General features: G+C 61.8%; 24 protein-coding genes. 18 read left to right on the forward strand and 6 right to left on the reverse strand.

All coding sequences use genetic code 11. The features are described 5' to 3' along the window. The 4 genes from ftsY to rpoH all read left to right on the forward strand — a co-directional run. Positions 1-1,097, forward strand: a 1,097-nt coding sequence (ftsY, locus tag AC2CGI_RS21100) for a signal recognition particle-docking protein FtsY (protein ID WP_484593888.1), incomplete at its 5' end; no start/stop codon positions are given. A 5-nt stretch (positions 1,098-1,102) separates the two neighbouring features. Beyond that, a complete protein-coding gene (gene ftsE, locus AC2CGI_RS21105) occupies positions 1,103-1,774 on the forward strand; it encodes a cell division ATP-binding protein FtsE (RefSeq protein ID WP_004934337.1) in 672 nt (223 codons plus the stop codon). After that, positions 1,764-2,717 (forward strand): permease-like cell division protein FtsX, encoded by a 954-nt coding sequence (ftsX, locus tag AC2CGI_RS21110; RefSeq protein ID WP_004934340.1) that lies wholly within the window; start codon positions 1,764-1,766, stop codon positions 2,715-2,717. Before ftsE ends, ftsX begins: the two co-directional genes overlap by 11 nt. A 317-nt stretch (positions 2,718-3,034) precedes the next feature. Further along, positions 3,035-3,892, forward strand: coding sequence for an RNA polymerase sigma factor RpoH (gene rpoH / locus AC2CGI_RS21115; protein WP_004934345.1), 858 nt, complete (start codon positions 3,035-3,037; stop codon positions 3,890-3,892). Between the two features lie 63 nt (positions 3,893-3,955). Here rpoH and AC2CGI_RS21120 read toward each other — a convergent pair whose 3' ends face one another. The 3 genes from AC2CGI_RS21120 to panM are packed head-to-tail and all read right to left on the reverse strand — an operon-like array spanning position 3,956 to position 7,618. Beyond that, positions 3,956-5,968 (reverse strand): hypothetical protein, encoded by a 2,013-nt coding sequence (locus AC2CGI_RS21120; RefSeq protein WP_175628167.1) that lies wholly within the window; start codon positions 5,966-5,968, stop codon positions 3,956-3,958. A gap of 43 nt (positions 5,969-6,011) precedes the next feature. Further along, positions 6,012-7,229, reverse strand: a complete 1,218-nt coding sequence (locus AC2CGI_RS21125) for a DUF3142 domain-containing protein (RefSeq protein ID WP_076741134.1) — start codon at positions 7,227-7,229, stop codon at positions 6,012-6,014. After that, positions 7,226-7,618 (reverse strand): aspartate 1-decarboxylase autocleavage activator PanM, encoded by a 393-nt coding sequence (gene panM / locus AC2CGI_RS21130; RefSeq protein WP_015376288.1) that lies wholly within the window; start codon positions 7,616-7,618, stop codon positions 7,226-7,228. Before panM ends, AC2CGI_RS21125 begins: the two co-directional genes overlap by 4 nt. A gap of 405 nt (positions 7,619-8,023) precedes the next feature. Here panM and AC2CGI_RS21135 point away from each other — a divergent pair, with 405 nt between their 5' ends. From AC2CGI_RS21135 to AC2CGI_RS21190, 12 genes are all read left to right on the forward strand, one after another. Beyond that, complete coding sequence (locus AC2CGI_RS21135; protein WP_015376289.1) at positions 8,024-9,139, forward strand: branched-chain amino acid ABC transporter substrate-binding protein; 1,116 nt, start codon at positions 8,024-8,026, stop codon at positions 9,137-9,139. 117 nt (positions 9,140-9,256) lie between these two features. Then, complete coding sequence (livH, locus tag AC2CGI_RS21140) at positions 9,257-10,183, forward strand: high-affinity branched-chain amino acid ABC transporter permease LivH (protein WP_015376290.1); 927 nt, start codon at positions 9,257-9,259, stop codon at positions 10,181-10,183. Further along, positions 10,180-11,463, forward strand: a complete 1,284-nt coding sequence (locus AC2CGI_RS21145) for a high-affinity branched-chain amino acid ABC transporter permease LivM (RefSeq protein WP_004934385.1) — start codon at positions 10,180-10,182, stop codon at positions 11,461-11,463. The genes livH and AC2CGI_RS21145 overlap by 4 nt, the downstream gene beginning before the upstream one ends. After that, a complete protein-coding gene (gene livG, locus AC2CGI_RS21150) occupies positions 11,460-12,230 on the forward strand; it encodes a high-affinity branched-chain amino acid ABC transporter ATP-binding protein LivG (protein ID WP_015376291.1) in 771 nt (256 codons plus the stop codon). The genes AC2CGI_RS21145 and livG overlap by 4 nt, the downstream gene beginning before the upstream one ends. Before the next feature lies 1 nt (position 12,231). Continuing rightward, positions 12,232-12,933 carry a high-affinity branched-chain amino acid ABC transporter ATP-binding protein LivF gene (livF, locus tag AC2CGI_RS21155; RefSeq protein ID WP_015376292.1) on the forward strand — a complete coding sequence of 234 codons (702 nt, stop codon included), beginning with the start codon at positions 12,232-12,234 and terminating at the stop codon, positions 12,931-12,933. Positions 12,934-12,977: 44 nt separating this feature from the next. Continuing rightward, positions 12,978-14,165: an aminotransferase-like domain-containing protein gene (locus AC2CGI_RS21160; RefSeq protein WP_044030277.1), complete on the forward strand. Its 1,188-nt coding sequence runs from the start codon at positions 12,978-12,980 to the stop codon at positions 14,163-14,165. Positions 14,166-14,352: 187 nt separating this feature from the next. Beyond that, positions 14,353-15,672 (forward strand): sn-glycerol-3-phosphate ABC transporter substrate-binding protein UgpB, encoded by a 1,320-nt coding sequence (ugpB, locus tag AC2CGI_RS21165; protein WP_075685250.1) that lies wholly within the window; start codon positions 14,353-14,355, stop codon positions 15,670-15,672. Positions 15,673-15,750: 78 nt separating this feature from the next. Next, complete coding sequence (gene ugpA, locus AC2CGI_RS21170; RefSeq protein ID WP_015376293.1) at positions 15,751-16,638, forward strand: sn-glycerol-3-phosphate ABC transporter permease UgpA; 888 nt, start codon at positions 15,751-15,753, stop codon at positions 16,636-16,638. After that, on the forward strand, positions 16,635-17,480 hold the full coding sequence (gene ugpE / locus AC2CGI_RS21175) for a sn-glycerol-3-phosphate ABC transporter permease UgpE (RefSeq protein WP_004934403.1): 846 nt from the start codon (positions 16,635-16,637) through the stop codon (positions 17,478-17,480). The genes ugpA and ugpE overlap by 4 nt, the downstream gene beginning before the upstream one ends. 5 nt (positions 17,481-17,485) lie before the next feature. Then, positions 17,486-18,556, forward strand: a complete 1,071-nt coding sequence (locus tag AC2CGI_RS21180; protein WP_021504802.1) for a sn-glycerol-3-phosphate import ATP-binding protein UgpC — start codon at positions 17,486-17,488, stop codon at positions 18,554-18,556. Next, on the forward strand, positions 18,556-19,293 hold the full coding sequence (gene ugpQ / locus AC2CGI_RS21185; protein WP_004934408.1) for a glycerophosphodiester phosphodiesterase: 738 nt from the start codon (positions 18,556-18,558) through the stop codon (positions 19,291-19,293). The genes AC2CGI_RS21180 and ugpQ overlap by 1 nt, the downstream gene beginning before the upstream one ends. A gap of 60 nt (positions 19,294-19,353) precedes the next feature. Beyond that, positions 19,354-20,310 (forward strand): AEC family transporter, encoded by a 957-nt coding sequence (locus AC2CGI_RS21190; RefSeq protein ID WP_015376296.1) that lies wholly within the window; start codon positions 19,354-19,356, stop codon positions 20,308-20,310. Here the strand turns inward: AC2CGI_RS21190 and AC2CGI_RS21195 are convergent. Beyond that, entirely contained in the window at positions 20,291-20,620 is a 330-nt protein-coding gene (locus tag AC2CGI_RS21195) for a hypothetical protein (protein WP_016929457.1), read from the reverse strand. The two genes, AC2CGI_RS21190 and AC2CGI_RS21195, sit on opposite strands and share 20 nt — an antisense overlap. A gap of 151 nt (positions 20,621-20,771) precedes the next feature. Here AC2CGI_RS21195 and AC2CGI_RS21200 point away from each other — a divergent pair, with 151 nt between their 5' ends. Then, entirely contained in the window at positions 20,772-21,632 is an 861-nt protein-coding gene (locus AC2CGI_RS21200) for a carboxylate/amino acid/amine transporter (protein ID WP_004934420.1), read from the forward strand. Positions 21,633-21,648: 16 nt separating this feature from the next. Here the strand turns inward: AC2CGI_RS21200 and metR are convergent, their stop codons facing one another. Further along, positions 21,649-22,593, reverse strand: a complete 945-nt coding sequence (gene metR / locus AC2CGI_RS21205) for an HTH-type transcriptional regulator MetR (protein WP_015376299.1) — start codon at positions 22,591-22,593, stop codon at positions 21,649-21,651. A gap of 90 nt (positions 22,594-22,683) precedes the next feature. Between metR and metE the strand changes: the two genes are divergently transcribed. Further along, positions 22,684-24,972, forward strand: a complete 2,289-nt coding sequence (gene metE / locus AC2CGI_RS21210; protein ID WP_076741133.1) for a 5-methyltetrahydropteroyltriglutamate--homocysteine S-methyltransferase — start codon at positions 22,684-22,686, stop codon at positions 24,970-24,972. An 86-nt stretch (positions 24,973-25,058) separates the two neighbouring features. Here metE and AC2CGI_RS21215 read toward each other — a convergent pair whose 3' ends face one another. Next, a complete protein-coding gene (locus AC2CGI_RS21215) occupies positions 25,059-25,886 on the reverse strand; it encodes a dienelactone hydrolase family protein (RefSeq protein ID WP_004934429.1) in 828 nt (275 codons plus the stop codon). Between the last annotated feature and the right edge of the window lie 420 nt (positions 25,887-26,306).

Here is a 26,306-nt window from a genome sequence, read left to right on the forward strand (position 1 = left end):
CGGTCGTTGAGCCTGAGCCGGTCGTTGAGCCTGAGCCGGTCGTTGAGCCTGAGCCGGTCGTCGAACCCGAGCCGGTCATCGAACCCGAGCTGGTCGTTGAGCCAGAGCCGGAAGCGGAAGAAGAGCCGCTGGAACCCGTCGTGCCGGCCGCTGCGCAAGAGCAGGAGCGCCCGACCAAAGAGGGCTTCTTCGCGCGCCTGAAGCGCAGCCTGCTGAAGACCAAGCAGAACCTCGGCTCCGGCTTTATGGGGCTGTTCCGCGGTAAAAAGATCGACGACGACCTGTTCGACGAGCTGGAAGAACAGCTGCTGATCGCCGACGTTGGCGTGGACACCACGCGCAAGATCATCACCTCCCTGACCCAGCACGCCAGCCGCAAGCAGCTGAAAGACGCCGAAGCGCTGTACGGCAAGCTGAAGGAGGAAATGTCCGAAATTCTGGCCAAGGTCGATCAGCCGCTGGATGTCAGCGGGAAAACCCCGTATGTCATCCTGATGGTCGGCGTGAACGGCGTGGGTAAAACCACCACCATCGGCAAGCTGGCGCGCCAGTTCCAGGCGGAAGGCAAGTCGGTGATGCTGGCGGCGGGGGACACCTTCCGCGCCGCGGCGGTGGAGCAGCTGCAGGTGTGGGGTGAACGCAACCGCATTCCGGTGGTGGCGCAGCATACCGGCGCGGATTCCGCTTCGGTGATCTTCGATGCGGTGCAGGCCGCCAAGGCGCGCGGCATCGATGTGTTGATCGCCGATACCGCCGGCCGTCTGCAGAACAAATCGCACCTGATGGAAGAGCTGAAGAAGATCGTCCGCGTCATGAAAAAACTGGACGACCAGGCCCCCCATGAGGTTATGCTGACGCTCGATGCCAGCACCGGCCAGAATGCGGTCAGTCAGGCGAAATTATTTAATGAGGCCGTGGGCTTAACCGGCATCACGCTGACTAAACTGGACGGTACCGCCAAGGGCGGGGTGATCTTCGCCATCGCCGATCAGTTCGGTATCCCGATCCGCTATATCGGCGTCGGGGAAGGCATCGAAGATTTGCGGCCGTTTAAGGCTGACGATTTTATTGAGGCACTTTTTGCCCGAGAGGATTAATACGGATGATTCGCTTTGAACAGGTCAGTAAAGCTTATCTGGGCGGACGGCAAGCGCTGCAGGGGGTTGATTTCCATCTGCGCCCGGCGGAGATGGCGTTTCTGACCGGCCATTCCGGCGCGGGGAAAAGTACCCTGCTGAAACTGATTTGCGGTATCGAACGGCCCAGCGCCGGCCACATCTGGTTTGGCGGTCACGACATCAGCCGTTTGAAAAACCGCGAGGTGCCGTTCCTGCGCCGGCAGATCGGCATGATCTTCCAGGATCACCACCTGCTGCTGGATCGCACGGTGTATGACAACGTGGCGATGCCGCTGATCATCGCCGGCGCCAGCACCGAAGATATCCGCCGCCGCGTTTCCGCCGCGCTGGACAAGGTCGGTTTGCTGGATAAAGCGAAGAACTTCCCGATTCAGCTGTCCGGCGGTGAGCAGCAGCGTGTGGGCATCGCCCGTGCGGTGGTGAACAAGCCGGCGGTGCTGCTGGCGGATGAACCGACCGGTAACCTGGACGATGCGCTGTCGGAAGGCATTTTGCGCCTGTTTGAAGAATTCAACCGCGTCGGCGTGACCGTTCTGATGGCGACGCACGACACCGGGCTTATCGCCCGCCGCAATTACCGCATCCTGACGCTGAGCCAGGGCCGCATGCAAGGAGGCGCTCACCATGGCCAATAACGCAAAAACCGCCAAGAGCAAGGCGCTGCGCGGCGGCTGGCGCGAACAGTGGCGTTACGCCTGGATGAACGCCATCAAAGACATGCTGCGTCAGCCGTTGGCGACGCTGCTGACGGTGATGGTGATCGCCATTTCCCTGACGCTGCCGAGCGTATGCTACATCGTGTGGAAAAACGTCAGCACCGCGGCCAGCCAGTGGTATCCGACGCCGCAGCTGACCGTCTATCTGGATAAATCGCTCGATGACGACGCCGCGCTGAAAGTGCTCGACGCCATCAAGGCGGAAGCCGGCGTGGAGAAGGTCAATTACCTGTCGCGTGAAGAAGCGCGCGGCGAGTTCCGCAACTGGTCGGGCTTTGGCGGCGCGCTGGACATGCTGGAAGAGAACCCGCTGCCGGCGGTGGCGATCGTCACGCCGAAGCTGAGCTTCCAGAGTTCGGACACCCTCAACACCCTGCGCGATCGCGTGGCGGCGGTGCAGGGCGTGGAAGAAGTGCGTATGGATGACAGCTGGTTTGCCCGCCTGGCGGCGCTGACCGGGCTGGCGGGCCAGATTGCGGCGATCATCGGCGTGCTGATGATCGTGGCGGTGTTCCTGGTGATCGGCAACAGCGTGCGTCTGAGCATCTTCAGCCGTCGCGACACCATCAACGTGATGAAACTGATCGGCGCCACCGACGGTTTTATCCTGCGGCCGTTCCTCAACGGCGGGGCGATGCTGGGCTTTGCCGGCGCGCTGCTGTCGCTGGTGTTGTCCGGGGCGCTGGTATGGCAACTGGAGTCGGTGGTCGCCGGCGTGGCCAAGGTATTCGGCACCACCTTCACCCTGCACGGGCTGGGTTGGGATGAGGCGCTGCTGCTGCTGATCATCTCCGCGATGATCGGTTGGATCGCCGCCTGGCTGGCGACGGTGCAACATTTACGCCGATTTACACCACAGTAAGATTTTTTTGGTATACTCTTCTCCTGCTGCTTTTGATCGCGTTGCGGGAGAAGAGTGACCTCAAGCGAAGTCAGCACCATCCCTCTCTTCTTAGCGCACAAATTCCCTATCGGCCTGCACCTTCGTCACGTATTGTCAGCAACAATGCTTGCAAAAAAGGGTGAACTTCTGGGGCGGAATACGGTCAAAAATTGCAGCAAATGTTAAGGTGCCCGGCGTGTGGAACCGCTTTTGCTTCAGCAACTGCCGTAGAATCAATCATTTCCCCGCTGTAATAATCACCTGCATGATTTTGTATTCTCATAGAGAGGGTTTGAATGACCAAAGAAATGCAAACTTTAGCCTTAGTACCCCAAGGTAGCTTGGAAGCCTATATCCGGGCAGCCAACGCCTATCCGATGCTGACGGCAGAGGAAGAGCGGGAGCTGGCTGAACGGCTGCATTATCAGGGCGATCTGGATGCCGCTAAGCAGCTCATCCTGTCTCACCTGCGCTTTGTCGCTCATATTGCCCGCAACTATTCAGGCTATGGTCTGCCGCAGGCGGATCTGATTCAGGAAGGCAATATCGGCCTGATGAAAGCCGTTCGCCGCTTCAACCCTGAAGTCGGCGTGCGTCTGGTTTCCTTTGCGGTGCATTGGATTAAGGCGGAAATCCACGAGTACGTATTGCGCAACTGGCGCATCGTGAAAGTGGCGACCACCAAAGCGCAGCGCAAGCTGTTCTTTAACCTGCGCAAAACCAAGCAGCGTTTGGGTTGGTTCAACCAGGATGAAGTGGAACTGGTGGCTCGTGAGCTGGGCGTAACCAGCAAAGACGTGCGCGAGATGGAATCGCGCATGGCGGCGCAGGACATGACGTTCGATCCGACTCCGGACGACGAGGCCCGCGACGGCCAGTCGATGGCGCCGGTGCTGTACCTGCAGGACAAGAGCTCGGACTTCGCCGAAGGCATCGAGGAAGATAACTGGGAAAGCAACGCCGCAGACAAACTGGCCTATGCGCTGGAAGGTCTGGACGAGCGCAGCCAGCATATCATTCGCGCCCGTTGGCTGGACGACGACAACAAGTCGACGCTGCAGGAGCTGGCCGATCAGTATGGCGTTTCCGCCGAACGCGTGCGCCAGCTGGAAAAGAACGCCATGAAGAAACTGAAAATGGCGATCGAAGCCTGAGTCGATGCGAGATTCGATAAAAAAGCCCGGCAAGCCGGGCTTTTTAGTGCCTGAAATCCGGCGCTATGGCGCCACGGCGGCAAAGTCTGGCGCCGGGCAGTCGTAGCCGAATTTCGCCGCCCACGGGTAGCGGGTGCCGGTGTTGATGTAGCGCTGATAAAGCGCCCGGCCGGTTTTGGCGTCGCGCTTGATAACCCAGCTGGCGGCGTTACACAGCACGGCGGCATAGGCCTGGCTCTTCGGCGGCAGCAGATCGGCCGCCTGCTGCGCCAGCCCAACCGCCTGCCAGCGATAGTGCAGGAAACGGTTGTCTTCCGCCGGTAGCGCCGCCTTGGCGCGTACCGCTTCCGCGCTGTCGATCCAACTTTTGTGCTTCAGCTCGCGGGTATCGAACGCATCCCCCAGATAGGAATAGCCGGCGCCATAGATGGCGTAGTCCGGCGTCATCTCATAGCCGGTAAATTCCAGCCCCTGGGCGCGCAGCAGGTTGGCGGCGCGATAGTAAGCCTGCGCACGCGCCAGCGGTGCGGCGGATTTGTCCTTGGCGGCCTTCAGCTCGTCGGCATACTGCTGCGCTGCCTGCCGGTAGTTGGGGATATCGAAGTAGGCCAGCGCCTCCGGCGCTCTTCCGGCGCGCATCAGCCGCCGCGCCAGCAGTTCGCGCAGCTGCACTTCCGGCGTGATCTGCTGGCCGCCGTAGTCGTCCGGGTTAACCGGCTTGAGCGGCGTCGTCGGCGCCGGGGCGTGCTTATCGACAAAGCCTTTCAACTCATCGACGGTCAGCACTCGCTCCGCCACGTCGGCCACGTCGGCCCAATAGAGCGCCTTGCCGCGATACAGCAGGTCCATCGCCTGCAGATAGTCGCCGCGGTTCAGCGCCAGGATGGCCTGTTCGCCGGCCACCCGGCATTCGGGCACGATGGTTTCCGCAACGAAGTCGGCGTTGCGCTGTTCACCCCAGCTTTCGTCGGCGGGGAACGCGCTTGCCGCCTTGGCGTAGGCGGCGGTGGCGGCTTTCACATCGCCGTCGCGCAGCGCCATTTTGGCGCGCAGCCACCACGCCAGGCCGCTGTCGCCGGCATTTTTCAGCAGGCTCGCCGCCATCGGGTACTGCCCCGAACGGTAAGCCAGAGCCGCCAGCCGATCGCTGCCGGCGAAGCCGCTTTTCACTGAGCCGTCCAGCAGCGTCAGGATCTGGTTGATGATTTGCGCGGAGCGGCCGTTGCCGTCGGTATCCGCCATTTGCAGGTTGCCGCTGCGAGCGAACAGCTCAATGGTCACCAGCTGCTGGATCAACGGATCGCCGATAATCTGTTTCAGCGTGTCCAAATGGTCGGGATTGACCAGGAAGCTGGAGACGTACTGCAGCGACTGCCCGCCGCTCGGATCGCCCTGCGCCGCCTGCTGTGCGTACAGGTGGGCGGCGGGGGCGACCTCACCCAGCCACAGGTGGATGCGCGCCTGCTGCCCAAGGCTGCTCAGCGCCAGCTGATCGGGATCGGCGGTACCGTTTTTCACCCGATCGATCACCTGCTGGAATGCAGCCAGCGCCTGTTCGAGCGCGGCTTTTGGCGGGTGCTCGGCGGCGGGGGCCGCTTCACCGGATTCGTTCACCGGCGTCCCGTGGTCCGCCATCAGTACCCGCCCCAGCGAATACTGCGCCCGCAGCCCCCAATCGCCCTGCTCGGCGGCCGGTAGCTTCAGCACCTGCTGGAAATAGTCTGCGGCGCGCGGATCGTGGCTGGCGAAAGCCACGGCGCCCAGTTGATAGAGACGCGCAGCGTTGGACAACCCCTGCGTATTGACGGCGTCAGCCTCTTCCACCGTTTTGGCGGCGCGCATTTTGCCGATCGCTATCGTTTCCGGCGATTGCGGCATCGGTTTCGGCGGCATCGGCGGCGGCGGGGCCTGCCAGTGCGGCAACTGACTGTCCGCCGGCACCAGCCGACCGGCTTCGAAGGCGAAATTGCCCTCCGGCATATACAGCAGGGTGCCGTTGCGATCGATCAGCAGCCGGTTAGGAAAATCCGGGCCGCAGGCATAGCCGCCCAGCGGCAGTGCGGCGCCGATCAGCATGGCCAGCGGAAGAAGGCGGCGGGTGTTCCGTGCCGCGCGCGTATCAAGGTGTGACAAGGGTGCCTCCTGGCGTCAGTTGTTGGCAGCGCAGCCAGCCCAGCGGCCGGGATTGCCCGGCGCGCAGCTGATCGCCGCTGATGCGAATAAAGCGTTGCCGTTGCGGTGTGGATTCCAGCCGGTAGTTGCCGACCGCGTCCGCCGCCAGGCAGTCGTCGGCGCGGATGATGACTTCTTGCGGCAGCGGGGCGTCCACCGGCCCGTTGTTATGAATTATCAGATCATACAGCCCGTTTTGCTGTGGCTGAGGCCTAAATTTTACCTGCCAGTCGACATTCAGCGGCCGCCGTTCGATCACCGCTCGCAGCGTGGCGAGCGACCAGGCACGCCGATCGTCCGCCAGTGGCAAGCGGAACCAGATAATGCCGCGCAGCCGGGGCGGCGTTTGCTGCGCCAGCGTTTGCAGAAAATCGGCGATCTGCTGCGGCGCGACCGTCAGTTCGCGGCCGTTGCCGGCCACGCGCAGCGAGGATTCGCTCTCCACCTGCGCGCCCTGTGCATCAAAACCCAGCAGTGCCATGCCATAAGCCGGCAGCGCGACGCGAAACGGCTTCGGTGTGACGGCGGCGTACTGCCGCACCCAGCGTAGCGCCAAGGAGCCGTCAAACAGCCCCTGCTGCGGCGAGAGCACCGCATGCACCTGCAGGACGGAACTGTCGGCCTGTTGCAGTACGCCGGGCAGGTCGGGTGAACCGATCCAGGCGGGCAGGGCGGTGATGCCGAGTTGCAAAGCGGCGGGCAGCCGTTGGCGCAGCCGCTGCAGAAAGCGTTGGTAGTCCGGCAGGCGGGCGGTGGCGGCGTCATGATCGATCTCGACGCCGGTGACGGGCAGCCCGGCCGCCTGCCAGCGTTGGGCGAGCGCCAGCAGCCGCTGGATAATGGCTTCCTGGTCCAGCTGCGGCAGCTGGCCGTCGAGGCGCGCCACCAGCCAGAGCGGGCGGCCATCCTGTTGCAATAAGCGCAGGTCGGCCGGGATTTCCCGCCAGCCCTCGCGTGGATGCACCTGCAGTGCCAGCACCCGCAGCCCGGCGAACAGATTGCGGCTGTGCGCCAGCGCATCGGCGTGCTGCGGCGTCCAGACCCGCTGCCAGACATAAACCTGCTGATCCCAGTCTGAGGCCAGGCGCAGCGCCTGCTGGCGCCCGAGGAACGCGGCCGCCAGCCCCAGCGCAATCAAGACCAGCGCCGCCAACCGGCGTTTCATTTTTGCCAGAGATCGCCCTGCGGTGCGAAGCCGCAGGCGCGCATGAAGTTCTCGACTTCGCCGCGTTCGCGCGGTGCCAGGCCGGCGGTCGACAGCTGCCAGTGAGCGACCTGCGGCAGCTGACGCTGCGCATCCTGCACCAGGTAAAGACCGACGCCGCGGCGGCGCGTCACTTCGCGCACCAGCAAGTCCTGCAGCTCGGCGCGGTCATCCTGCAGCGCAATTTTCACCGCGCCCAGCAGACGCTCGTTGAAGCGGGCGGCGAACAGCGCCTTGCCGCCGCTCAACCAGCTCTGCCACTGTTCCGGCTGCTGATGCGGCCAAATTTTACCGAGATCGATAAGGTCTTGCGGGGACAGCGCGGTCAGGCGCTCGATGGTCAGTTTCATGCAGAATTTCCGCGCAGCTAAATGATGCCGACAGTGTAATAGATCTTGTGCAGAGCGTTGTGTAAGTTTTTCTGTACGATTACTGTGCAATATGTTTTTTGCACGGGGCATTTTCCGAGTAAATAGTTAGTAAAGGGATTGTTAACCAGCACAACGCGCTACGCCTCAAGGTAAACGGCGCAGATTTAATTCGAATTTTATCCTGTTTACACCGCTTGTTTCTGCCTGATGAAGTTGATTTGCAGCAGAAAATTCCTGTTTAATGGCATGAAAAATAAAGTCTTATTAGAAAATAATGCCGACAAAGCGCCTAAATCATTATTACTTATAACAAAAGCGGTCAATAACGATCGGGCGCAGGCAAACACAACAGGTACGTTCACAACGACAGATGGGGATTTGCGGATGAAATTAACAACAGGTAAGGCACTGCTGGCGGGTTGCATTGCGATGGCCATGAGCCAGGCGGCCATGGCGAAAGACATCAAGGTGGCGATCGTCGGGGCGATGTCCGGCCCGGTCGCGCAGTATGGCGACATGGAGTTTACCGGCGCGCGCCAGGCGATTGCCGACATCAACGCCAAGGGCGGCATCAAGGGCGACAAGCTGGTCGGCGTGGAATACGACGACGCCTGCGATCCGAAACAGGCGGTTGCGGTCGCCAACAAGGTGATCAACGACGGCATTCGCTACGTGATTGGCCACCTGTGTTCCTCTTCCACCCAGCCGGCGTCCGATATCTATGAAGACGAAGGCGTGATCATGATTACCCCGGCGGCCACCAACGCCGATCTGACTACTCGCGGCTACAAGATGATCCTGCGCACCACCGGTCTGGATTCGGATCAGGGCCCGACCGCCGCCAAATACATCCTCAGCGACATCAAGCCGAAGCGCATCGCCGTGGTGCACGATAAGCAGCAATACGGCGAAGGCCTGGCGCGCTCGGTGCGCGACAGCCTGAAAAAACAGGGTACCGAAGTGGCGATGTTCGAAGGCATCACCGCCGGCGACAAAGACTTCTCCACCCTGGTGGCGCGTCTGAAGAAAGAGAATATCGATTTCGTGTATTTCGGCGGTTACTACCCGGAAATGGGCCAGATCCTGCGTCAGGCCAAACAGGCCGGGTTGACCACCCGCTTCATGGGGCCGGAAGGCGTGGGTAACTCCTCGCTGTCCAACATCGCCGGCGCCGCCTCGGAAGGCATGCTGGTGACGCTGCCGAAACGCTACGATCAGGTGCCCGCCAACCAGCCGATCGTCGATGCGCTGAAAGCCAAGAAGCTGGATCCGACCGGCCCGTTCGTCTGGACTACCTATGCCGCGCTGCAGTCGCTGACCACCGGCATGGAGCGCAGCGGCAGCCAGGAGCCGGCGGACATCGTCAAGGATCTGAAAACCGGCAAGCCGGTGGACACCGTGATGGGGCCGCTGAGCTGGGATGACAAGGGCGACCTGAAAGGCTTCGAGTTCGGCGTGTTCGAGTGGCATGCCAACGGCACGTCCACACCGATCAAATAAGCCATAATGATTAGGGTGGGGCGCAGTTTGCTGCGCCCGGCGGGTCGGCTTGCCGGCCCCGTCTCCCTTTACCCGCCGGTTCTCCGCCGGCGGGTTTCGCAGCCAAGGGTTCAGAGTATGTCAGAGCAGCTCCTCTATTTTCTGCAGCAGATGTTCAACGGCTTAACGTTGGGCAGCACCTATGCATTGATCGCCATCGGTTACACCATGGTTTACGGCATCATCGGCATGATCAACTTCGCCCACGGCGAGGTGTACATGATCGGCAGCTATGTCTCCTTTATCGTTATCGCCGCCCTGATGATGCTCGGCATCGACGTCGGCTGGTTGCTGATCGGCGCCGCGTTCCTGGTCTCGATCGTCATCGCCAGCGCCTACGGCTGGAGTATCGAGCGGGTGGCCTACAAGCCGGTGCGCAACTCCAAGCGCCTGATTGCGCTGATCTCGGCCATCGGCATGTCGATATTCCTGCAAAACTACGTCAGCCTGACGCAGGGGTCGCGCGATCTGGCGCTGCCCAGCCTGGTGACCGGCCAGTGGGTGCTGGGGGAAAGCAACGGCTTCGCCGCCACCATCAGCACCATGCAGCTGACCATCTGGCTCGTGACCTTCCTGGCGATGCTGGCGCTGACGCTGTTTATCCGCTATTCACGCATGGGCCGCGCCTGCCGCGCCTGCGCGGAAGATCTGAAGATGGCCAGCCTGCTGGGCATCAACACCGACCGGGTGATCTCGCTGACCTTCGTCATCGGTGCGGTGATGGCGGCGGTGGCCGGGGTGTTGCTCGGCCAGTTCTACGGCGTCATCAACCCTTACATCGGCTTTATGGCCGGTATGAAAGCCTTTACCGCTGCGGTCCTGGGCGGCATCGGCAGCATTCCCGGCGCGATGATCGGCGGCCTGGTGCTGGGCGTGGCGGAAGCGCTGACCTCCGCTTATTTGAGCACCGAATACAAAGACGTGGTGTCGTTCGCGTTGCTGATCGTGGTGCTGCTGATCATGCCGACCGGCATTCTTGGGCGTCCGGAGGTTGAGAAAGTATGAAACTCAATCTGCTTAATGCGCTGATCGCCACGGCGGTGCTGTTCGTGATGGCTTCGTTCCTGATGGGCATGCAGCTCAGCCTGGACGGCACCAAACTGGTGGTGCACGGCGCGGCGGAAGTGCGCTGGATGTGGATCGGCATCGGCTGCGTCATCGTCTTTTTCTTCCAGCTGTTGCGCCCGCTGCTGCTGCAGGGCCTGAAAAAGGTCTCCGGCCCGGCGTTCGTGCTGCCGAGCTTCGACGGCACCACGCCGCGGCAAAAGCTGCTGGCGGCTCTGCTCATCGTCGCGGCGGTCGCCTGGCCGTTCCTGGTGTCGCGCGGCACGGTGGATATCGCCACCCTGACGCTGATCTACGTGATGCTGGGCCTCGGCCTCAACGTGGTGGTGGGTTTGTCCGGTCTGCTGGTGCTGGGCTACGGCGGTTTCTACGCCATCGGCGCCTACACCTACGCGCTGCTGAATCACTATTACGGTTTCGGATTTTGGGAGAGCCTGCCGCTGGCGGGTATCGTCACCGCCGCCTTCGGCTTCCTGCTCGGTTTCCCGGTGCTGCGGCTGCGCGGCGACTATCTGGCGATCGTGACGCTCGGCTTCGGCGAGATCGTGCGCATCCTGTTGCTGAACAATACCGAGATCACCGGCGGGCCGAACGGCATCAGCCAGATCCCGAAACCGACCTTTTTCGGCCTGGAATTTAACCGCAGCGTGCGCGACGGCGGCTGGGATACCTTCCATAACTTCTTCGGCCTGAAATACGATCCGAGCGATCGCATCGTGTTCCTGTACCTGGTGGCGCTGCTGCTGGTGGTGCTGACGCTGTTCGTCATCAACCGCCTGCTGCGCATGCCGCTCGGGCGCGCCTGGGAAGCGCTGCGTGAAGACGAGATCGCCTGCCGCTCGCTGGGCCTCAGCCCGACGCGCATCAAGCTGACCGCCTTTACCATCAGCGCCGCCTTCGCCGGGTTTGCCGGCACGCTGTTCGCCGCGCGCCAGGGTTTCGTCAGCCCGGAATCCTTCACCTTCGTCGAGTCGGCCTTCGTATTGGCGATCGTGGTGTTGGGGGGCATGGGCTCGCAGTTCGCGGTCATTCTGGCGGCGATCCTGCTGGTGGTGTCGCGCGAGCTGATGCGCGATCTGAATGAATACAGCATGTTGCTGCTGGGTGCGCTGATGGTGCTGATGATGATTTGGCGGCCGCAGGGGCTGTTGCCGATGAAACGGCCGCAGCTGAAGCTGCAGGCGGCGGACATTCACGCGGGCAAGGGGGAACAGGCATGAGCGTTCAACCTTTACTTCAGGTGGAAGGCCTGTCGATGCGTTTCGGCGGGTTGCTGGCGGTCAACAATGTGGCGTTGACGCTCAATGAAGGCGAAATCGTGTCGCTGATCGGCCCCAACGGCGCCGGTAAAACCACGGTATTCAACTGCCTGACCGGTTTTTACCGCCCGAGCGGCGGCACCATCAAATTGCGCGATCGCCATCTGGAAGGGCTGGCGGGGCAGGCCATTGCCCGTATGGGCGTGGTACGCACCTTCCAGCATGTGCGGCTGTTCCGTGAAATGACGGTGATTGAGAACCTGCTGGTGGCGCAGCATCAGCACCTGAAAAGCGGCGTGTTCGCCGGGTTGCTGAAAACCCCGGCCTTCCGCCGCGCCGAAGCCGAAGCGCTGGCGCGCGCGGCGGAGTGGCTGGAGCGCGTTGGCCTGCTATCGATGGCCAACCGTTCGGCGGGCAACCTGGCCTACGGGCAGCAGCGTCGGCTGGAGATCGCCCGCTGCATGGTGACCCGGCCGGAGCTGCTGATGCTGGACGAACCGGCCGCCGGCCTCAACCCGAAAGAGACCGACGAGCTGGATCATCTGATCGTCGAGCTGCGCGATCGGCATAAGGTCTCGGTGCTGCTGATCGAGCACGACATGAAGCTGGTGATGGGCATTTCCGATCGCATTTACGTGGTGAATCAGGGCACGCCGCTGGCGCAGGGCACACCGGCGGAGATCCGCAACAACCCGGACGTGATCCGGGCTTATTTGGGCGAAGAATAATATGTTGTCATTCAATCAGGTATCCGCCCATTACGGCAAAATTCAGGCGCTGCATCAGGTCAGTCTCACGATAAGTCAGGGCGAAATCGTGACGTTAATCGGCGCCAACGGCGCCGGTAAAACCACGCTGCTCGGCACCCTGTGCGGCGAACCGCGCGCCAGCGAAGGCAGCATCGTCTTTCAGGGCCAGGACATCACCCAGTGGCAAACCTCGCGCATCATGCGTGAAGCGGTGGCGATCGTACCGGAAGGGCGGCGCGTCTTCTCGCGCATGACGGTGGAAGAAAACCTGGCGATGGGTGGCTTCTTCGCCGATCGTCACCAGTATCAACAGCGCATCGAACGGGTGTTCACGCTGTTCCCGCGCCTGCTGGAGCGCCGAAGCCAGCGCGCTGGCACCATGTCCGGCGGCGAACAGCAAATGCTGGCCATCGGCCGCGCGCTGATGAGCCAGCCGAAGCTGCTGCTGCTCGACGAACCTTCGCTTGGGCTGGCGCCCATCATCATCCAGCAGATCTTCGACATCATTCAGCAGCTGCGGGAAGAGGGCATGACTATCTTCCTGGTGGAGCAAAACGCCAATCAGGCGCTGAAATTGGCGGACCGCGGTTATGTGCTGGAAAACGGCCGCGTGGTGTTGGAAGATACGGGGGCTGCATTGTTAGCCAACGAAGCAGTGAGGTCGGCGTATCTGGGCGGTTAATCCGCCCCCCTACGAATTAAAATAATCAGGTACGAGAAGAAGAAATGAAGACAGAAGGGTTACTCGCGCAGCGCATCGTTAACGTAAAAAGTTCGGCCATCCGTGAATTGCTTAAGCACAGCAAGATGGAACACGTCATTTCGCTGGCGGGCGGCATCCCCTCTGATGCGCTGTTCGATTTCGAAGGATTGAGCATCGCCACCCGGCAGGCGATCACCGAACAGCCGAAAAGCGCATTCCAGTATGGCCTGACCGAGGGCAGCCCGCTGCTGCGTGAGCGCATTTGCGCGCTGTGTGCCGAGCGCGGCGTCACCGCGCGCGCAGAAGAGGTGATGGTCACCGCCGGCTCTCAGCAGGCCCTGGATTTGGTGATGCGCGCCATCGTCAACCCGGGCGACGTGTTCGTGGTGGAGCGCCCGACCTACCTGGCGGCGCTGCAAACGCTGGAACTGGCGGAGGCCAACATCATGTCGGTCTCGTCCGACAGCGACGGCATGGTGGTGGAAGAGCTGGCCGAGCTGCTGAAAACCCAGCGCATCAAGGGCGTGTACGTGGTGCCGAACTTCGGCAACCCCAGCGGCATCACCCTCAGCGCCGCGCGCCGCGAACTGCTGGTGAAGCTGGCCGCCGAACATAACTTCCTGATCATCGAAGACGATCCGTACGGCGAGCTGCGTTTCACCGAAGAGCGCCACCCGACGCTGCATCAGGTGTCGCAGCAGGTGCTGGGCAACACCGACCACATCATCTATACCTCGACTTTTTCCAAGATCCTGGCGCCGGGCCTGCGCCTGGGCTGGGCGATCCTGCCGCCGTTCCTGTTGCATAAAGTGGCGATCATCAAACAGGCGGCGGATCTGCACGCCAGCGCCCTGTCGCAGAGCATCGTCGAATGCTATCTCGGCCTGGATCGCCTGCCGGCTCAGATCGACAAGATCCGCGCCGCCTACAAACAGAAGGGCGAGATCCTGGCCGGTTTGGTGGAGCAGGAGCTGGGCGACTACATCACCTTCGATAAACCGAAGGGCGGCATGTTCCTGTGGGCGCGTTTCCGCCAGCCGTTCAACGCCACCGAATGGCTGAACACCACGCTGCAGCAGGGCGTGGTGTTCGTGCCAGGGGAATACTTCTTCTCCGACAACCCGGATCGTTCGACCTTCCGCCTGTCGTTCGCCACCGCCACCGAGCAGCAGATGCAAGAAGCGGTGGCGCGCCTGCGCCGTTCGCTATAAGCCTCGCGGCGGCGGAGCTGATGCCCGCCGCCGACATCAAACCGCCATCTTCACTTCACCTTGCCGTCATGTGGCTGTCATCTAACGGTTATTTTTCTGTCATCCGCGCATGGCATGTTAGCTTCCGAACAAAAAACTGATTCTTTTCGCTCACGCGCTTTTACACCAGCTTTTTCAGGAGTTAGGCATGCTCACCTACGCTATTCGCAAAACCACGCTGTGCGTCGCATTGACCCTGGCGGTCAGCGCCCAGGCGCTGGCGGCGACAGAAATCCCGTTCTGGCATTCGATGGAAGGCGAACTGGGTAAAGAAGTGGACTCTCTGGCGGATCGCTTCAACCAGTCGCACAGCGACGTCAAGATTGTGCCGGTTTATAAAGGCAACTACGAACAGAGCCTGGCGGCGGGCATCGCCGCTTACCGCTCCGGCAAGGCGCCGGCGATCTTGCAGGTTTACGAAGTGGGCACCGCCACCATGATGGCCAGCAAAGCCATCAAGCCGGTCTACGAAGTGTTTAAAGAGGCCGGCATCAACTTCGATGAATCGGTGTTCGTGCCGACGGTGGCCGGCTATTACACCGACAACAAGAGCGGGCATCTGCTGTCGCAGCCGTTCAACAGCTCCACGCCGGTGCTGTACTACAACAAAGACGCCTTCAAAAAGGCCGGCCTGAATCCGGATCAGCCGCCGAAAACCTGGCAGGAACTGGCGGCGGATACCGCCAAGCTGCGCGAAGCTGGCATGAAGTGCGGTTACGCCAGCGGCTGGCAGGGTTGGATCCAACTGGAGAACTTCAGCGCCTGGCACGGCGTGCCGTTCGCCAGTGAAAACAACGGTTTCGGCGGCACCAGTGCCAAGCTGGAGTTCAACCAACCGCTGCAGGTCAAGCATATCGCGCTGCTCGAAGCGATGAACAAGAAGGGTGATTTCACCTACTTCGGCCGCAAAGACGAATCCACCGAGAAGTTCTACAACGGCGATTGCGCCATCACCACCGCCTCATCCGGTTCGCTGGCGGACATCAAGCACTACGCCAAATTCAACTACGGCGTCGGCATGATGCCGTACGATGCCGACGCGAAAAACGCGCCGCAGAACGCCATCATTGGCGGGGCCAGCCTGTGGGTGATGAACGGCAAAGACGCCGTCACCTACAAGGGCGTAGCCGAATTCCTGCAGTACCTGGCGCAGCCGGAAATCGCCGCCGAATGGCACCAGAAGACCGGCTATCTGCCGATCACCACCGCGGCTTACGACCTGACCAAGCAGCAGGGCTTCTATGACAAGAACCCGGGCGCCGACGTCGCCACTCGCCAGATGCTGAACAAGCCGCCGTTGCCGTTCACCAAGGGCCTGCGCCTGGGCAACATGCCGCAGATCCGCAGCGTGGTGGATGAGGAGCTGGAAGGCGTGTGGACCGGCAAGAAAACGCCTCAGCAGGCGTTGGACGCCGCCGTGCAGCGCGGTGACGTACTGCTGCGTCGCTTCGAAGCATCAACCAAATAACCCTGCGTCGCGGGCCCGGCGGACCGGGCTCGCGTCTTCACGCCGATCCTTCCGTACCCGATTAATGGTTTAACTGCTATGTCATCTTCCCGTCCCGGTTTCGGCTGCAGCTGGTTGCCCTATGCATTGGTGCTGCCGCAGCTGCTGATTACCGCCGTCTTCTTTTTATGGCCCGCCGGCGAGGCGCTGTGGTATTCGGTGCAGAGTCTCGATCCGTTCGGCCTGTCCAGCCAGTTTGTCGGGCTGGATAACTTTAAGCAGCTGTTCCAGGATCCTTACTACCTCGACTCGTTCTACACCACGCTGATCTTCAGCTTCCTGGTGGCGGGCATCGGGCTGGCGGTCTCGCTGTTCTTCGCTGCGCTGGTGGACTACGTGCTGCGCGGCAGCCGCCTCTATCGCACGCTGATGATCCTGCCCTACGCGGTGGCGCCGGCGGTGGCGGCGGTGCTGTGGATCTTTCTGTTCAACCCCGGTCTCGGGTTGATCACCCACTTCCTCAATGGGCTGGGCTATAACTGGAACCATGCGCAAAACAGCGGCCAGGCGATGTTCCTGGTGGTGCTGGCCTCGGTATGGCAGCAGATAAGCTATAACTTCCTGTTTTTCCTCGCGGCGCTGCAGTCGATCCCGCGTTCGCTGGTGGAGGCGGCGGCCATCGACGGCGCCGGCCCGGTACGCCGCTTCTTCCATCTGGTGCTGCCGCTGATCGCGCCGGTGAGCTTCTTCCTGCTGGTGGTCAATCTGGTGTACGCCTTCTTCGATACCTTCCCGGTGATCGACGCCGCCACCGGCGGCGGGCCGGTGCAGTCCACCACCACGTTGATCTACAAGATTTACCGCGAAGGCTTCGCCGGATTGGATCTCTCCAGTTCCGCCGCGCAGTCGGTGATCCTGATGCTGCTGGTGATCGGCCTGACGGTGATCCAGTTCCGCTTCGTTGAACGTAAGGTGCGCTACCAATGATTGAGAATCGACGCGGGCTGGACATCTTCAGCCATGTGATGCTGATTATCGGCGTGCTGGTGGTGCTGTTCCCGCTGTACGTGGCCTTTGTCGCCGCCACGCTGGACGACAAACAGGTGTTTCAGGTGCCGATGACGCTGGTGCCCGGCGGCCACCTGTGGGAGAACATCCGCAATATCTGGCAGGGCGGCGTGGGCAACCTCAAAGTGCCGTTCTCGCTGCTGCTGCTGAACAGCGTGATCATGGCGCTGGCGATCACCTGCGGCAAGATCGCGGTGTCGGTGCTGTCGGCTTACGCCATCGTATATTTCCGTTTCCCGCTGCGCAGCCTGTTCTTCTGGCTGATTTTCCTCACCCTGATGCTGCCGGTGGAGGTGCGCATTTTCCCGACGGTGGAGGTGATCTCCAACCTCAACCTGCTGGACAGTTACACCGGCCTGACGCTGCCGCTGATGGCCTCGGCTACCGCCACTTTCCTGCTGCGCCAGTTCTTCATGACGCTGCCGGATGAGCTGCTGGAGGCGGCGCGCATCGACGGCGCCGGGCCGATGCGTTTCTTCTGGGACATCGTGCTGCCGCTGTCGAAAACCAATCTGGCGGCGCTGTTCGTCATCACCTTTATCTACGGCTGGAACCAATACCTGTGGCCGATCCTGATCACCAGCGACGCCTCGATGGGCACCGCGGTAGCGGGCATCAAGAGCATGATCTCCACTTCCGGCGCGCCGACCCAGTGGAACCAGGTGATGGCGGCGATGATTCTGACTTTATTGCCACCGCTGGCGGTGGTGCTTCTGATGCAGCGCTGGTTTGTGCGCGGTCTGGTTGATAGCGAGAAATAACGACGATGGCAGGATTAAAACTACAGGCGGTCACCAAGTCTTACGACGGTAAAACGCCGGTGATCAAACAGATCGATCTCGATGTGGCGGACGGTGAGTTCATCGTGATGGTCGGCCCGTCCGGCTGCGGCAAGTCCACGCTGCTGCGGATGGTGGCCGGGCTGGAACGCACCACCAGCGGCGATATTTATATCGATACCCGGCGCGTGACCGATCTGGAGCCCAAGGATCGCGGCATCGCGATGGTGTTCCAGAACTACGCGCTCTATCCGCACATGAGCGTGTACGACAACATGGCTTACGGCCTCAAGATCCGCGGTTTCGGCAAGGAGCATATCCGCCAGCGGGTGGAGGAAGCGGCGCGCATCCTGGAGCTGGAGCCGCTGCTCAAGCGTAAACCGCGCGAACTTTCCGGCGGCCAGCGCCAGCGGGTGGCGATGGGGCGCGCCATCGTGCGCGAACCGGCGGTGTTCCTGTTCGATGAGCCGCTGTCCAACCTGGATGCCAAGCTGCGGGTGCAGATGCGCCTGGAGCTGCAACAGCTGCACCGCCGTCTGAAAACCACCAGCCTGTACGTGACCCACGATCAGGTGGAGGCGATGACGCTGGCGCAGCGGGTGATCGTGATGAATAAGGGCGTGGCGGAGCAGATCGGCACCCCGAGTGAAGTGTACCAACGGCCGGCTTCGCTGTTCGTCGCCGGCTTTATCGGCTCGCCGGCGATGAACCTGCTGCCCGGCACCCTGAGCGCCGACGGCGGCCAGCTGCTGTTGGCGGACGGCATGGCGCTGCCGTTGCCGGCGGCCAAGCCGCAGTGGGCGGGGCGGCCGTTGACGCTGGGCATTCGGCCGGAGCATATTCAATTGGTGGCGCAAGGCCAGGGCGTGCCGCTGCAGCTGCAGACGCTGGAACTGCTGGGAGCCGACAATCTGGCGCACGGCCAGTGGGGCGGTCACGGGGTGATCGCGCGGCTGTCGCATGAAACCTTGCCGACGGCGGGCAGTACGCTATATTTGCAGCTGCCTGCTCAGGCGCTGCACTTCTTTGACACCCACAGCGGATTACGGATGGATTGATGACGAGACCCTGGCCTTACCCTCATATCGTTGCCCACCGCGGCGGCGGTTCTCTGGCGCCGGAAAATACCCTGGCGGCGATCGACGTCGGCGCGCGCCACGGCCACAAGATGATCGAGTTCGACGCCAAACTGGCGCAGGACGGACAAATTTTCCTGCTGCATGATGATACGCTGGATCGCACCAGCAACGGCTGGGGCGTGGCGGGCGAGCTGCCGTGGGATAAGCTGGTGCAGCTGGACGCCGGCAACTGGTACAGCTCGGCCTTCAAGGGCGAGCGGCTGCCGCTGCTGTCGGAGGTGGCGGAACGCTGCCGGGAACACGGCCTGATGGCCAATATCGAGATCAAACCGACCACCGGCAGCGACGACGAAACCGGCCGGGTGGTGGCGCTGGCGGCGCGGCTGCTGTGGCAAGGGCAGACCGACCCGTTGCTCTCCTCCTTCTCGGTGGAAGCGCTGGCGGCGGCGCAACGCACCGTGCCGGATTTGCCGCGCGGCTTGCTGCTGGAGGACTGGGACGACAACTGGCGCGAGCTGACCGAACGTCTGGACTGCGTCTCGCTGCATATCGACCACAAGGCGCTGACCGCCGAGCGGGTGAAAGCGTTGAAAGACGCCGGTCTGCGCATTCTGGTGTACACCGTTAACCAGCCTGATCGCGCGCGCCTGCTGCTCGACTGGGGCGTTGACTGCATTTGCACCGACCGGATAGATTTGATTGGCTCGGAGTTCTAATCCGGCGCCGATGAATCCTGCGACGACAAGCCTTGCCGCCGCACCACCGGAAGGAATGCGATGCCTGGCTTTATCCTGTCACTGTGGCACCAGATGGTGCTGTCATTACCGCTGTTCGTCCTGATCGCGTTGGGTTATGGGCTGATTCGCTGGGGGAAATGGCCCGCCAGCATCACCGATGGCCTGACGCGCTTTGTGTTTTCCCTCGCCTTGCCCGCCATGCTGTTTCGCATGATGTGCGACTTCTCGCAGCGTCCGGCGGTCGATGCCCGGCTGTTGATCGCGTTCTTCGGCAGTTGCCTGATCGTGTTCGTGCTCGGCCGCCTGGTTGCCCGGTACCTTTTCCGGCTGGATGGCGTCGCCGGGTCGGTGTTTGCGCTGGGCGGTATTTTCTCCAATAACGTGATGCTCGGTTTACCGATCGCCAGCGTGATGCTGGGGCAGGCGGCGATCCCGTCGGTGGCGCTGGTGCTGGTGTTCAACGGCCTGATCCTGTGGACGCTGGTCACGGTGTCGATCGAATGGGCGCGCAACGGCTCGCCGACGCTGGGGGGCTTTGCTAAAACCGCGCGCAGCGTGCTGACCAACCCGCTGATCGTCGGCATTTTGTCCGGCACGCTGTTTAGCCTGACCGGCCTGCCGCTGCCGGACTTCGTCGATCGGCCGGTCAGCATGCTCGGCCAGGTGGCGGCGCCGCTGTCGCTGGTGGTGCTTGGCATGGGGCTCGCCGAGTACCGCATCAGCGAAGGCTGGCAACTGAGCAGCGCCATCTGCGTGCTGAAGTTGCTGGTACAGCCGTTGGTGATTTGGCTGCTGGCCTGGATGATGGATCTGCCGCCGATGGAGACCCGCGTGGTGGTGCTGCTGGGCTCAATGGCGGTGGGGGTGAATGTCTACCTGATGTCGCGTCAGTTCAATACGCTCACCGGCCCGGCCGCCACCAGCCTGGTGATGTCCACCGTGCTGGCGGCGATCACCACGCCGCTGATCCTCACCGTTATGGGCGTGCGGGCGTAGCCGGCAGCGGGGCCTGCGGCACCGCCGGCGCGGTACGGTTGAACGGATCGCGCGGCTGGTTGCCGTTAGGCAGCAGCTGGCCGCCGTTCGGCGTGGTTTGCAACAGCTGTTGCCGTTGATTGTCGAACTGTCGCTGTTGTTGCAGGCGGCGTTGATCCATCTGCCGGTTGTTCAACAAGCGCTGTTGCTGCGCCTGTTGGCTGTTTTGGTTGAGAAGCTGCTGCTGTGAACGCAGATCGGTTACGCCGTTGGCCGCTGCAGCCAGGCCGGGCAGCAACAGCAGAGCGAACAGGATGTGAGACGTTTTCATGATGGTTACCTCGCTTTTTTATTAAGCCTAACCCAGCGGTGAAATTTTGCTGGTAGTTTGTATTTTGTTCAAATGTAAACCGCCTTTTCGCCAACGCGGTGCCCATCTTCCGTTACAATCGCGGTTTATGAATTGCTAGGATGAACCCATCGTGCTGCTCTTGGTTATCACCACCATTCTGTGGGCGTTTTCTTTTAGCCTGATCGGCGAGTATTTGGCGGGTCAGGTCGACAGCGGGTTTTCGGCGCTGGTGCGCATCGGGCTGGCGGCGCTGGTGTTCCTGCCGTTCCTGCGCTGGCGCAATATCAAGCCCAGGGTGATCCTGCTGTATATGCTGGTGGGCGCCTTCCAACTGGGCATCATGTATCTGTTCAGCTTCCGCGCCTATCTCTACCTGACGGTACCCGAATTCCTGCTGTTCACCGTGTTGACGCCGCTGTACATCACGCTGATCTACGACTTACTGAGCGGCCGACGTTTACGCTGGGGCTATGTGTTCAGCGCGCTGCTGGCGGTGCTGGGCGCGGCGATCATTCGCTATCACCAACTGAGCGAACACTTCTGGTGGGGGCTGCTGTTGGTGCAGGCGGCGAACATCAGCTTCGCCATCGGCATGGTCGGCTATAAGCGCCTGATGGAAGTGCACCCCTTGCCGCAGCACACCGCCTTTTCCTGGTTCTACCTGGGGGCGGCGGCGGTGGCGGTGGTGGCCTGGTTCCTGTGGGGCAATCCGCAGCAGCTGCCGACGACCAATCTGCAGTGGGGCGTGCTGATCTGGCTGGGCGTGGTGGCGTCGGGGCTGGGCTATTTCATGTGGAACTACGGCGCGACGCAGGTGGATGCCGGCACGCTCGGCATCATGAACAACATGCATGTGCCGGCCGGCTTGTTGGTCAACCTGGCCATCTGGCAGCAACAGCCGCACTGGCCGAGCTTTATCATCGGCGGGGCGGTGATCGTCGCTTCGCTGTGGGTGCACCGCCGCTGGGTGGCGCCGAAACAGCTCGGCTAAACGGGAGGGCGACAGTTTATACGCCGGCCGCCAACGCTTTGGCGCCGGTCGCGCCGGGGCGTGCCGCGTCGCGCACGAACGGCAGATGATCGCAGGCGTGCTGGCGGGCCGAGCGGATAAAGGCTTCGGTCACCGCCTGGCGCTGTTCGCCGTCGCGCACGGCGGCGTACAGGCGGCTCCACAGGCCGTCACCCAGGGTTTTGGTCACCACCAGCCCCTGCCGTTCGAAACTCTCCACCACCCAATGCGGCAGCGCCGCAATCCCCATCCGCGCCGAGACCATCTGGATCAGCAGCAGCGTGTTATCGACGTTCTTCAACGCCGGGTTGACGCCCGCCGGCTGCAGGAAATGCCGCCAGATATCCAGCCGCTGGCGCTGCACCGGGTAAATCAACAGCGTTTCATCGCTCAAGTCTGCCGGCTCGATGTGCGGCTTGCCGGCCAGCGGATGATCCGGCGCCAGCACCAGACGCACCTCGAAATCGAACATCGGCGAATAGTGCAGGCCGCTGCGCGGCAGAATATCCGACGTCATCACCAGATCCAGCTCGCCCTGTTGCAGGGCCGGCTGCGGATCGAAAGTCACGCCGGAGGTGAAGTCCATCACCACCTGCGGGAAACGCTGGCGGAAATTGTCCAGTGCCGGCGTCAGCCACTGAATGCAGCTGTGGCATTCGATGGCGATGCGCAGCGTGGTCTGGTGCGGCTCGTGGCAGGCCTGCAGCGCCTGTGAGATTTGCGGCAGCACCTGTTCCGCCAGCTGCAGCAAGATCTCGCCCTGGGCGGTGAAGCGCAGCGGCTGGCTCTTGCGCACGAACAGCTTGAAGCCCAGACGTTGCTCAAGATCGCTGAACTGGTGCGACAGGGCAGACTGCGTCTGATGAAGTTGGGCCGCCGCCCCCGCCAGCGAACCGCTGCTGCGCAGGGCCTGCAGCGTCCGTAAATGTTTCAGTTCGATCATGAGAGTCCTTCACATTGACAGTGAATAAATTGCGCTTGTGGTTAATACAGTACCTGCTGATTATGGATGTGTAAACATCTGGACGGCTAAATGGGGAATAAGACGATGGCAATTTTGAATCACACACTGGGTTTTCCTCGCGTTGGGCTACGACGTGAGCTGAAAAAAGCTCAGGAAAGCTACTGGGCTGGCAACTCAACGCAGGAAGAGCTGTTGGCGGTTGGCCGCGAGCTGCGCGCTCGCCATTGGCAACAGCAACAGCAGGCCGGGGTGGATTTGGTGCCGGTCGGCGATTTCGCCTGGTACGATCATGTGTTGACCACCAGCCTGCTGCTGGGCAACGTGCCGGCGCGCCATCAGAATGCGGATGGCTCGATCGATCTGGACACGCTGTTCCGCATCGGCCGTGGCCGCGCACCGACCGGCGAGCCGGCGGCCGCGGCGGAAATGACCAAATGGTTCAACACCAACTACCACTACATGGTGCCCGAGTTCCAACAAGGCCAGCAGTTCAAGCTGGGCTGGACCCAACTGCTGGATGAAGTGGACGAAGCGCTGGCGCTTGGTCACCGCATCAAACCGGTGCTGCTGGGCCCGGTGACCTATCTGTGGCTGGGTAAAGTGAAGGGCGAGCCGTTCGATCGCCTGTCGCTGCTGAAAGACATTCTGCCGGTTTACCAGCAGGTGCTGGCCGAGCTGGCGAAACGCGGCGTCGAGTGGGTGCAAATTGACGAGCCTGCGCTGGTGCTGGAGCTGCCGCAGGCCTGGCTGGACGCCTTTAAACCCGCTTACGACGCGCTGCAGGGGCAGGTTAAGCTGTTGTTGACCACGTATTTCGACAGCGTCGGCCACAACCTCGATACGGTTCGCACGCTGCCGGTGCAGGGGCTGCACGTCGATCTGGTCGCCGGTCACGACGATATCGCCGCGCTGAGCGCCGCATTGCCGCAAGACTGGCTGCTGTCGCTGGGCGTGATCAACGGCCGCAACGTTTGGCGCGCCGATCTGAGCCGCTGGTTCGAACGTCTTCAGCCGCTGGTGGGCACCCGCCCGTTGTGGATTGGCTCCTCCTGTTCACTGCTGCACAGCCCGATCGACCTGAGCGTGGAAAGCCGTCTGGATGAAGAAGTGAAAAGCTGGTTCGCCTTCGCTCTACAAAAATGCGCCGAGTTGGCGCTGCTGGCTGAGGCGCTGAACGCGCCTGACGCGGCGAAGCAAGCCGAACTGGACGCCTACAGCGCACCGATCCGCGCCCGCCGTCAGTCGAGCCGTGTACACAATGCGCAGGTTGAGCGCCGTCTGGCCGCGATCACCGCGCAGGACAGCGAGCGCCACAGCGCTTACGCCGAGCGCGCCAGGGCGCAGCGCGAACGTTTCAACTTGCCGGCCTGGCCGACCACCACCATCGGTTCGTTCCCGCAGACCACCGAGATCCGCGGCCTGCGCCTGGATTTCAAACAGGGCCGTTTGGACGGCAACAACTACCGCACCAGCATCGGTGAGCACATCAAACAGGCGATCGTCGAGCAGGAGCGCCTCGGGCTGGACGTGCTGGTGCACGGTGAAGCCGAGCGCAACGACATGGTGGAATATTTCGGCGAGAACCTCGACGGCTTCGTGTTTACCCAGAACGGCTGGGTGCAGAGCTACGGCTCCCGCTGCGTGAAGCCGCCGGTGATCATCGGTGACGTCAGCCGCCCGGAAGCCATCACCGTCGAATGGGCAAAATTCGCCCAGTCGCTGACCGACAAGCCGGTGAAAGGCATGTTGACCGGGCCGGTGACCATCCTGTGCTGGTCGTTCCCGCGTGAAGACGTGACCCGCGAAGTGATTGCCAAGCAGATTGCGCTGGCGCTGCGCGACGAGGTGGAAGATTTGGAAAAAGCCGGCATCGGCATCATTCAGATCGACGAACCCGCCCTGCGCGAGGGGCTGCCGCTGCGCCAATCCGACTGGGCCGCCTACCTGAACTGGGCGGTGGACGCCTTCAAACTGAATGCCGCCGTGGCGCAGGATGACACCCAGATCCACACCCACATGTGTTACTGCGAGTTCAACGACATCATGGACTCCATCGCCGCGCTGGACGCCGACGTGATCACCATCGAGACCTCGCGTTCCGATATGGATCTGCTGGAAGCCTTCAAAGAGTTCGAATACCCGAACGAAATCGGGCCGGGCGTCTACGATATCCACTCGCCGAACGTGCCGAGCGTGGAATGGATCGAAGCGCTGCTGCGTAAAGCGGCGCAGAACATCCCGGCGGAACGCCTGTGGGTTAACCCGGACTGCGGCCTGAAAACCCGCGGCTGGCCGGAAACCCGGCAGTCGCTGGCCAACATGGTATTGGCGGCGCAGCGCCTGCGCGAGCAGGCGTGATGGCGTGCGGCGGATGAGCTCCGCCGCTTACAGATTGACTGGTGTGATGATTGGGCGCTTCGGCGCCCTTTTTTATGCGGGGGAGGTTACTTGACGCCGTGCTGGGCGAACCACGCCAGCATGCGCTGCCAGCCGTCTTGCGCCGCTTCGGCGTTGTAGCTGGGACGATAATCGGCGTTGAACGCATGCCCGACCTCGGGGTACACCACGATTTCGGCCTCGGCGTTGGCGGCGCGTATCGCCTGGCGCATGGTTTCCACCGTCTCCAGCGGAATGCCGCTGTCCTGCCCGCCATACAGCCCCAGTACCGGCGCCGACAGGTGGGTGGCGACATCGACCGGATGCTTCGGTGAATTCAGCGTTTTCTCGCCGACCAGTTTGCCGTACCAGGCGACCGCCGCCTTCAACTGCGGGTTGTGCGCCGCGTACAGCCAGGTAATGCGGCCGCCCCAGCAGAAGCCGGTGATCGCCAGCTTGCCGGCGTCGCCGCCGTGGCGGATAGCCCAGTGCGCGGCGTGATCCAGATCCGACAGCACCTGACGATCCGGCACCCTGGTCACCAACTGCTGGAACAGCTCGCCGATATCGCTGTAGTCGTTGGCATCGCCCTGGCGAAAATAGAGCTCAGGCGCGATCGCCAGATAGCCCTGCTTGGCCAGGCGACGGCAAAGATCCTGAATGTGCTCATGGACGCCGAAGATTTCTTGCACCACCAGCACGATGGGAAAGGGGCCGCTCTGATCGGCGGGTTTGGCGACGTAGGCCGGCAGCGCGTCGCCCTGAGAAGGGATGGTCGTTTGCCCGGCATGAATGCCCTGTTCGTCGGTGATAATCGCGGAGGCGGCCAACGGCGCGGCGGCCGGGGCGAATCCCCCCTGAGCCTGTTCTAATGTCATCACATGTTCGGTTTTCATTGCGGTCTCCGTGCAATAGAAAAAAGCGCTGAGATTAACTATAGGAAAGATTACCCATTATTGGCGCTGCGTGGCGCACTTTCGGACAAGTCAATAAAAAACGGCTAATTATCTGGCTTTGCGGCATTTTTAAGCGCTTTTTATCATGTTATTACGCGTTTTGGCCCGCGTAAGTGCCATAAGGTGCGTTAGAGGGCTTTTTTGCCCCTAAGCAACCGATAAGATGGAGTTATTTCGGATTGATGAGCTAAATAGTTTCAGCCGGCAACCAACGGGCAGGGAGCTGCAAGGTTTGTCGGCTAGACTGAGGTTTAGCGTTGCGTTCTGGATGCCTTATAGTGATTTTTTGTGATAAAAATCACAAAAAATATGTAGCATGTAATTTGTTTCTCTTTTCATAGTGACTGTCGTCACGAAATT

It is taken from the genome of Serratia sp. LSHTC3, from assembly GCF_057197125.1.

What these genes read in the sequence shown, in the direction of transcription:
- ftsE (WP_004934337.1), top strand. Translation starts at nt 1,103, where the DNA reads ATGATTCGCTTTGAACAGGTCAGTAAAGCTTATCTGGGCGGACGGCAA.
- ftsX (WP_004934340.1), top strand. Translation starts at nt 1,764, where the DNA reads ATGGCCAATAACGCAAAAACCGCCAAGAGCAAGGCGCTGCGCGGCGGC.
- rpoH (WP_004934345.1), top strand. Translation starts at nt 3,035, where the DNA reads ATGACCAAAGAAATGCAAACTTTAGCCTTAGTACCCCAAGGTAGCTTG.
- AC2CGI_RS21120 (WP_175628167.1), bottom strand. Translation starts at nt 5,968, where the DNA reads ATGCTGATCGGCGCCGCACTGCCGCTGGGCGGCTATGCCTGCGGCCCG.
- AC2CGI_RS21125 (WP_076741134.1), bottom strand. Translation starts at nt 7,229, where the DNA reads ATGAAACGCCGGTTGGCGGCGCTGGTCTTGATTGCGCTGGGGCTGGCG.
- panM (WP_015376288.1), bottom strand. Translation starts at nt 7,618, where the DNA reads ATGAAACTGACCATCGAGCGCCTGACCGCGCTGTCCCCGCAAGACCTT.
- AC2CGI_RS21135 (WP_015376289.1), top strand. Translation starts at nt 8,024, where the DNA reads ATGAAATTAACAACAGGTAAGGCACTGCTGGCGGGTTGCATTGCGATG.
- livH (WP_015376290.1), top strand. Translation starts at nt 9,257, where the DNA reads ATGTCAGAGCAGCTCCTCTATTTTCTGCAGCAGATGTTCAACGGCTTA.
- AC2CGI_RS21145 (WP_004934385.1), top strand. Translation starts at nt 10,180, where the DNA reads ATGAAACTCAATCTGCTTAATGCGCTGATCGCCACGGCGGTGCTGTTC.
- livG (WP_015376291.1), top strand. Translation starts at nt 11,460, where the DNA reads ATGAGCGTTCAACCTTTACTTCAGGTGGAAGGCCTGTCGATGCGTTTC.
- livF (WP_015376292.1), top strand. Translation starts at nt 12,232, where the DNA reads ATGTTGTCATTCAATCAGGTATCCGCCCATTACGGCAAAATTCAGGCG.
- AC2CGI_RS21160 (WP_044030277.1), top strand. Translation starts at nt 12,978, where the DNA reads ATGAAGACAGAAGGGTTACTCGCGCAGCGCATCGTTAACGTAAAAAGT.
- ugpB (WP_075685250.1), top strand. Translation starts at nt 14,353, where the DNA reads ATGCTCACCTACGCTATTCGCAAAACCACGCTGTGCGTCGCATTGACC.
- ugpA (WP_015376293.1), top strand. Translation starts at nt 15,751, where the DNA reads ATGTCATCTTCCCGTCCCGGTTTCGGCTGCAGCTGGTTGCCCTATGCA.
- ugpE (WP_004934403.1), top strand. Translation starts at nt 16,635, where the DNA reads ATGATTGAGAATCGACGCGGGCTGGACATCTTCAGCCATGTGATGCTG.
- AC2CGI_RS21180 (WP_021504802.1), top strand. Translation starts at nt 17,486, where the DNA reads ATGGCAGGATTAAAACTACAGGCGGTCACCAAGTCTTACGACGGTAAA.
- ugpQ (WP_004934408.1), top strand. Translation starts at nt 18,556, where the DNA reads ATGACGAGACCCTGGCCTTACCCTCATATCGTTGCCCACCGCGGCGGC.
- AC2CGI_RS21190 (WP_015376296.1), top strand. Translation starts at nt 19,354, where the DNA reads ATGCCTGGCTTTATCCTGTCACTGTGGCACCAGATGGTGCTGTCATTA.
- AC2CGI_RS21195 (WP_016929457.1), bottom strand. Translation starts at nt 20,620, where the DNA reads ATGAAAACGTCTCACATCCTGTTCGCTCTGCTGTTGCTGCCCGGCCTG.
- metR (WP_015376299.1), bottom strand. Translation starts at nt 22,593, where the DNA reads ATGATCGAACTGAAACATTTACGGACGCTGCAGGCCCTGCGCAGCAGC.
- metE (WP_076741133.1), top strand. Translation starts at nt 22,684, where the DNA reads ATGGGGAATAAGACGATGGCAATTTTGAATCACACACTGGGTTTTCCT.
- AC2CGI_RS21215 (WP_004934429.1), bottom strand. Translation starts at nt 25,886, where the DNA reads ATGAAAACCGAACATGTGATGACATTAGAACAGGCTCAGGGGGGATTC.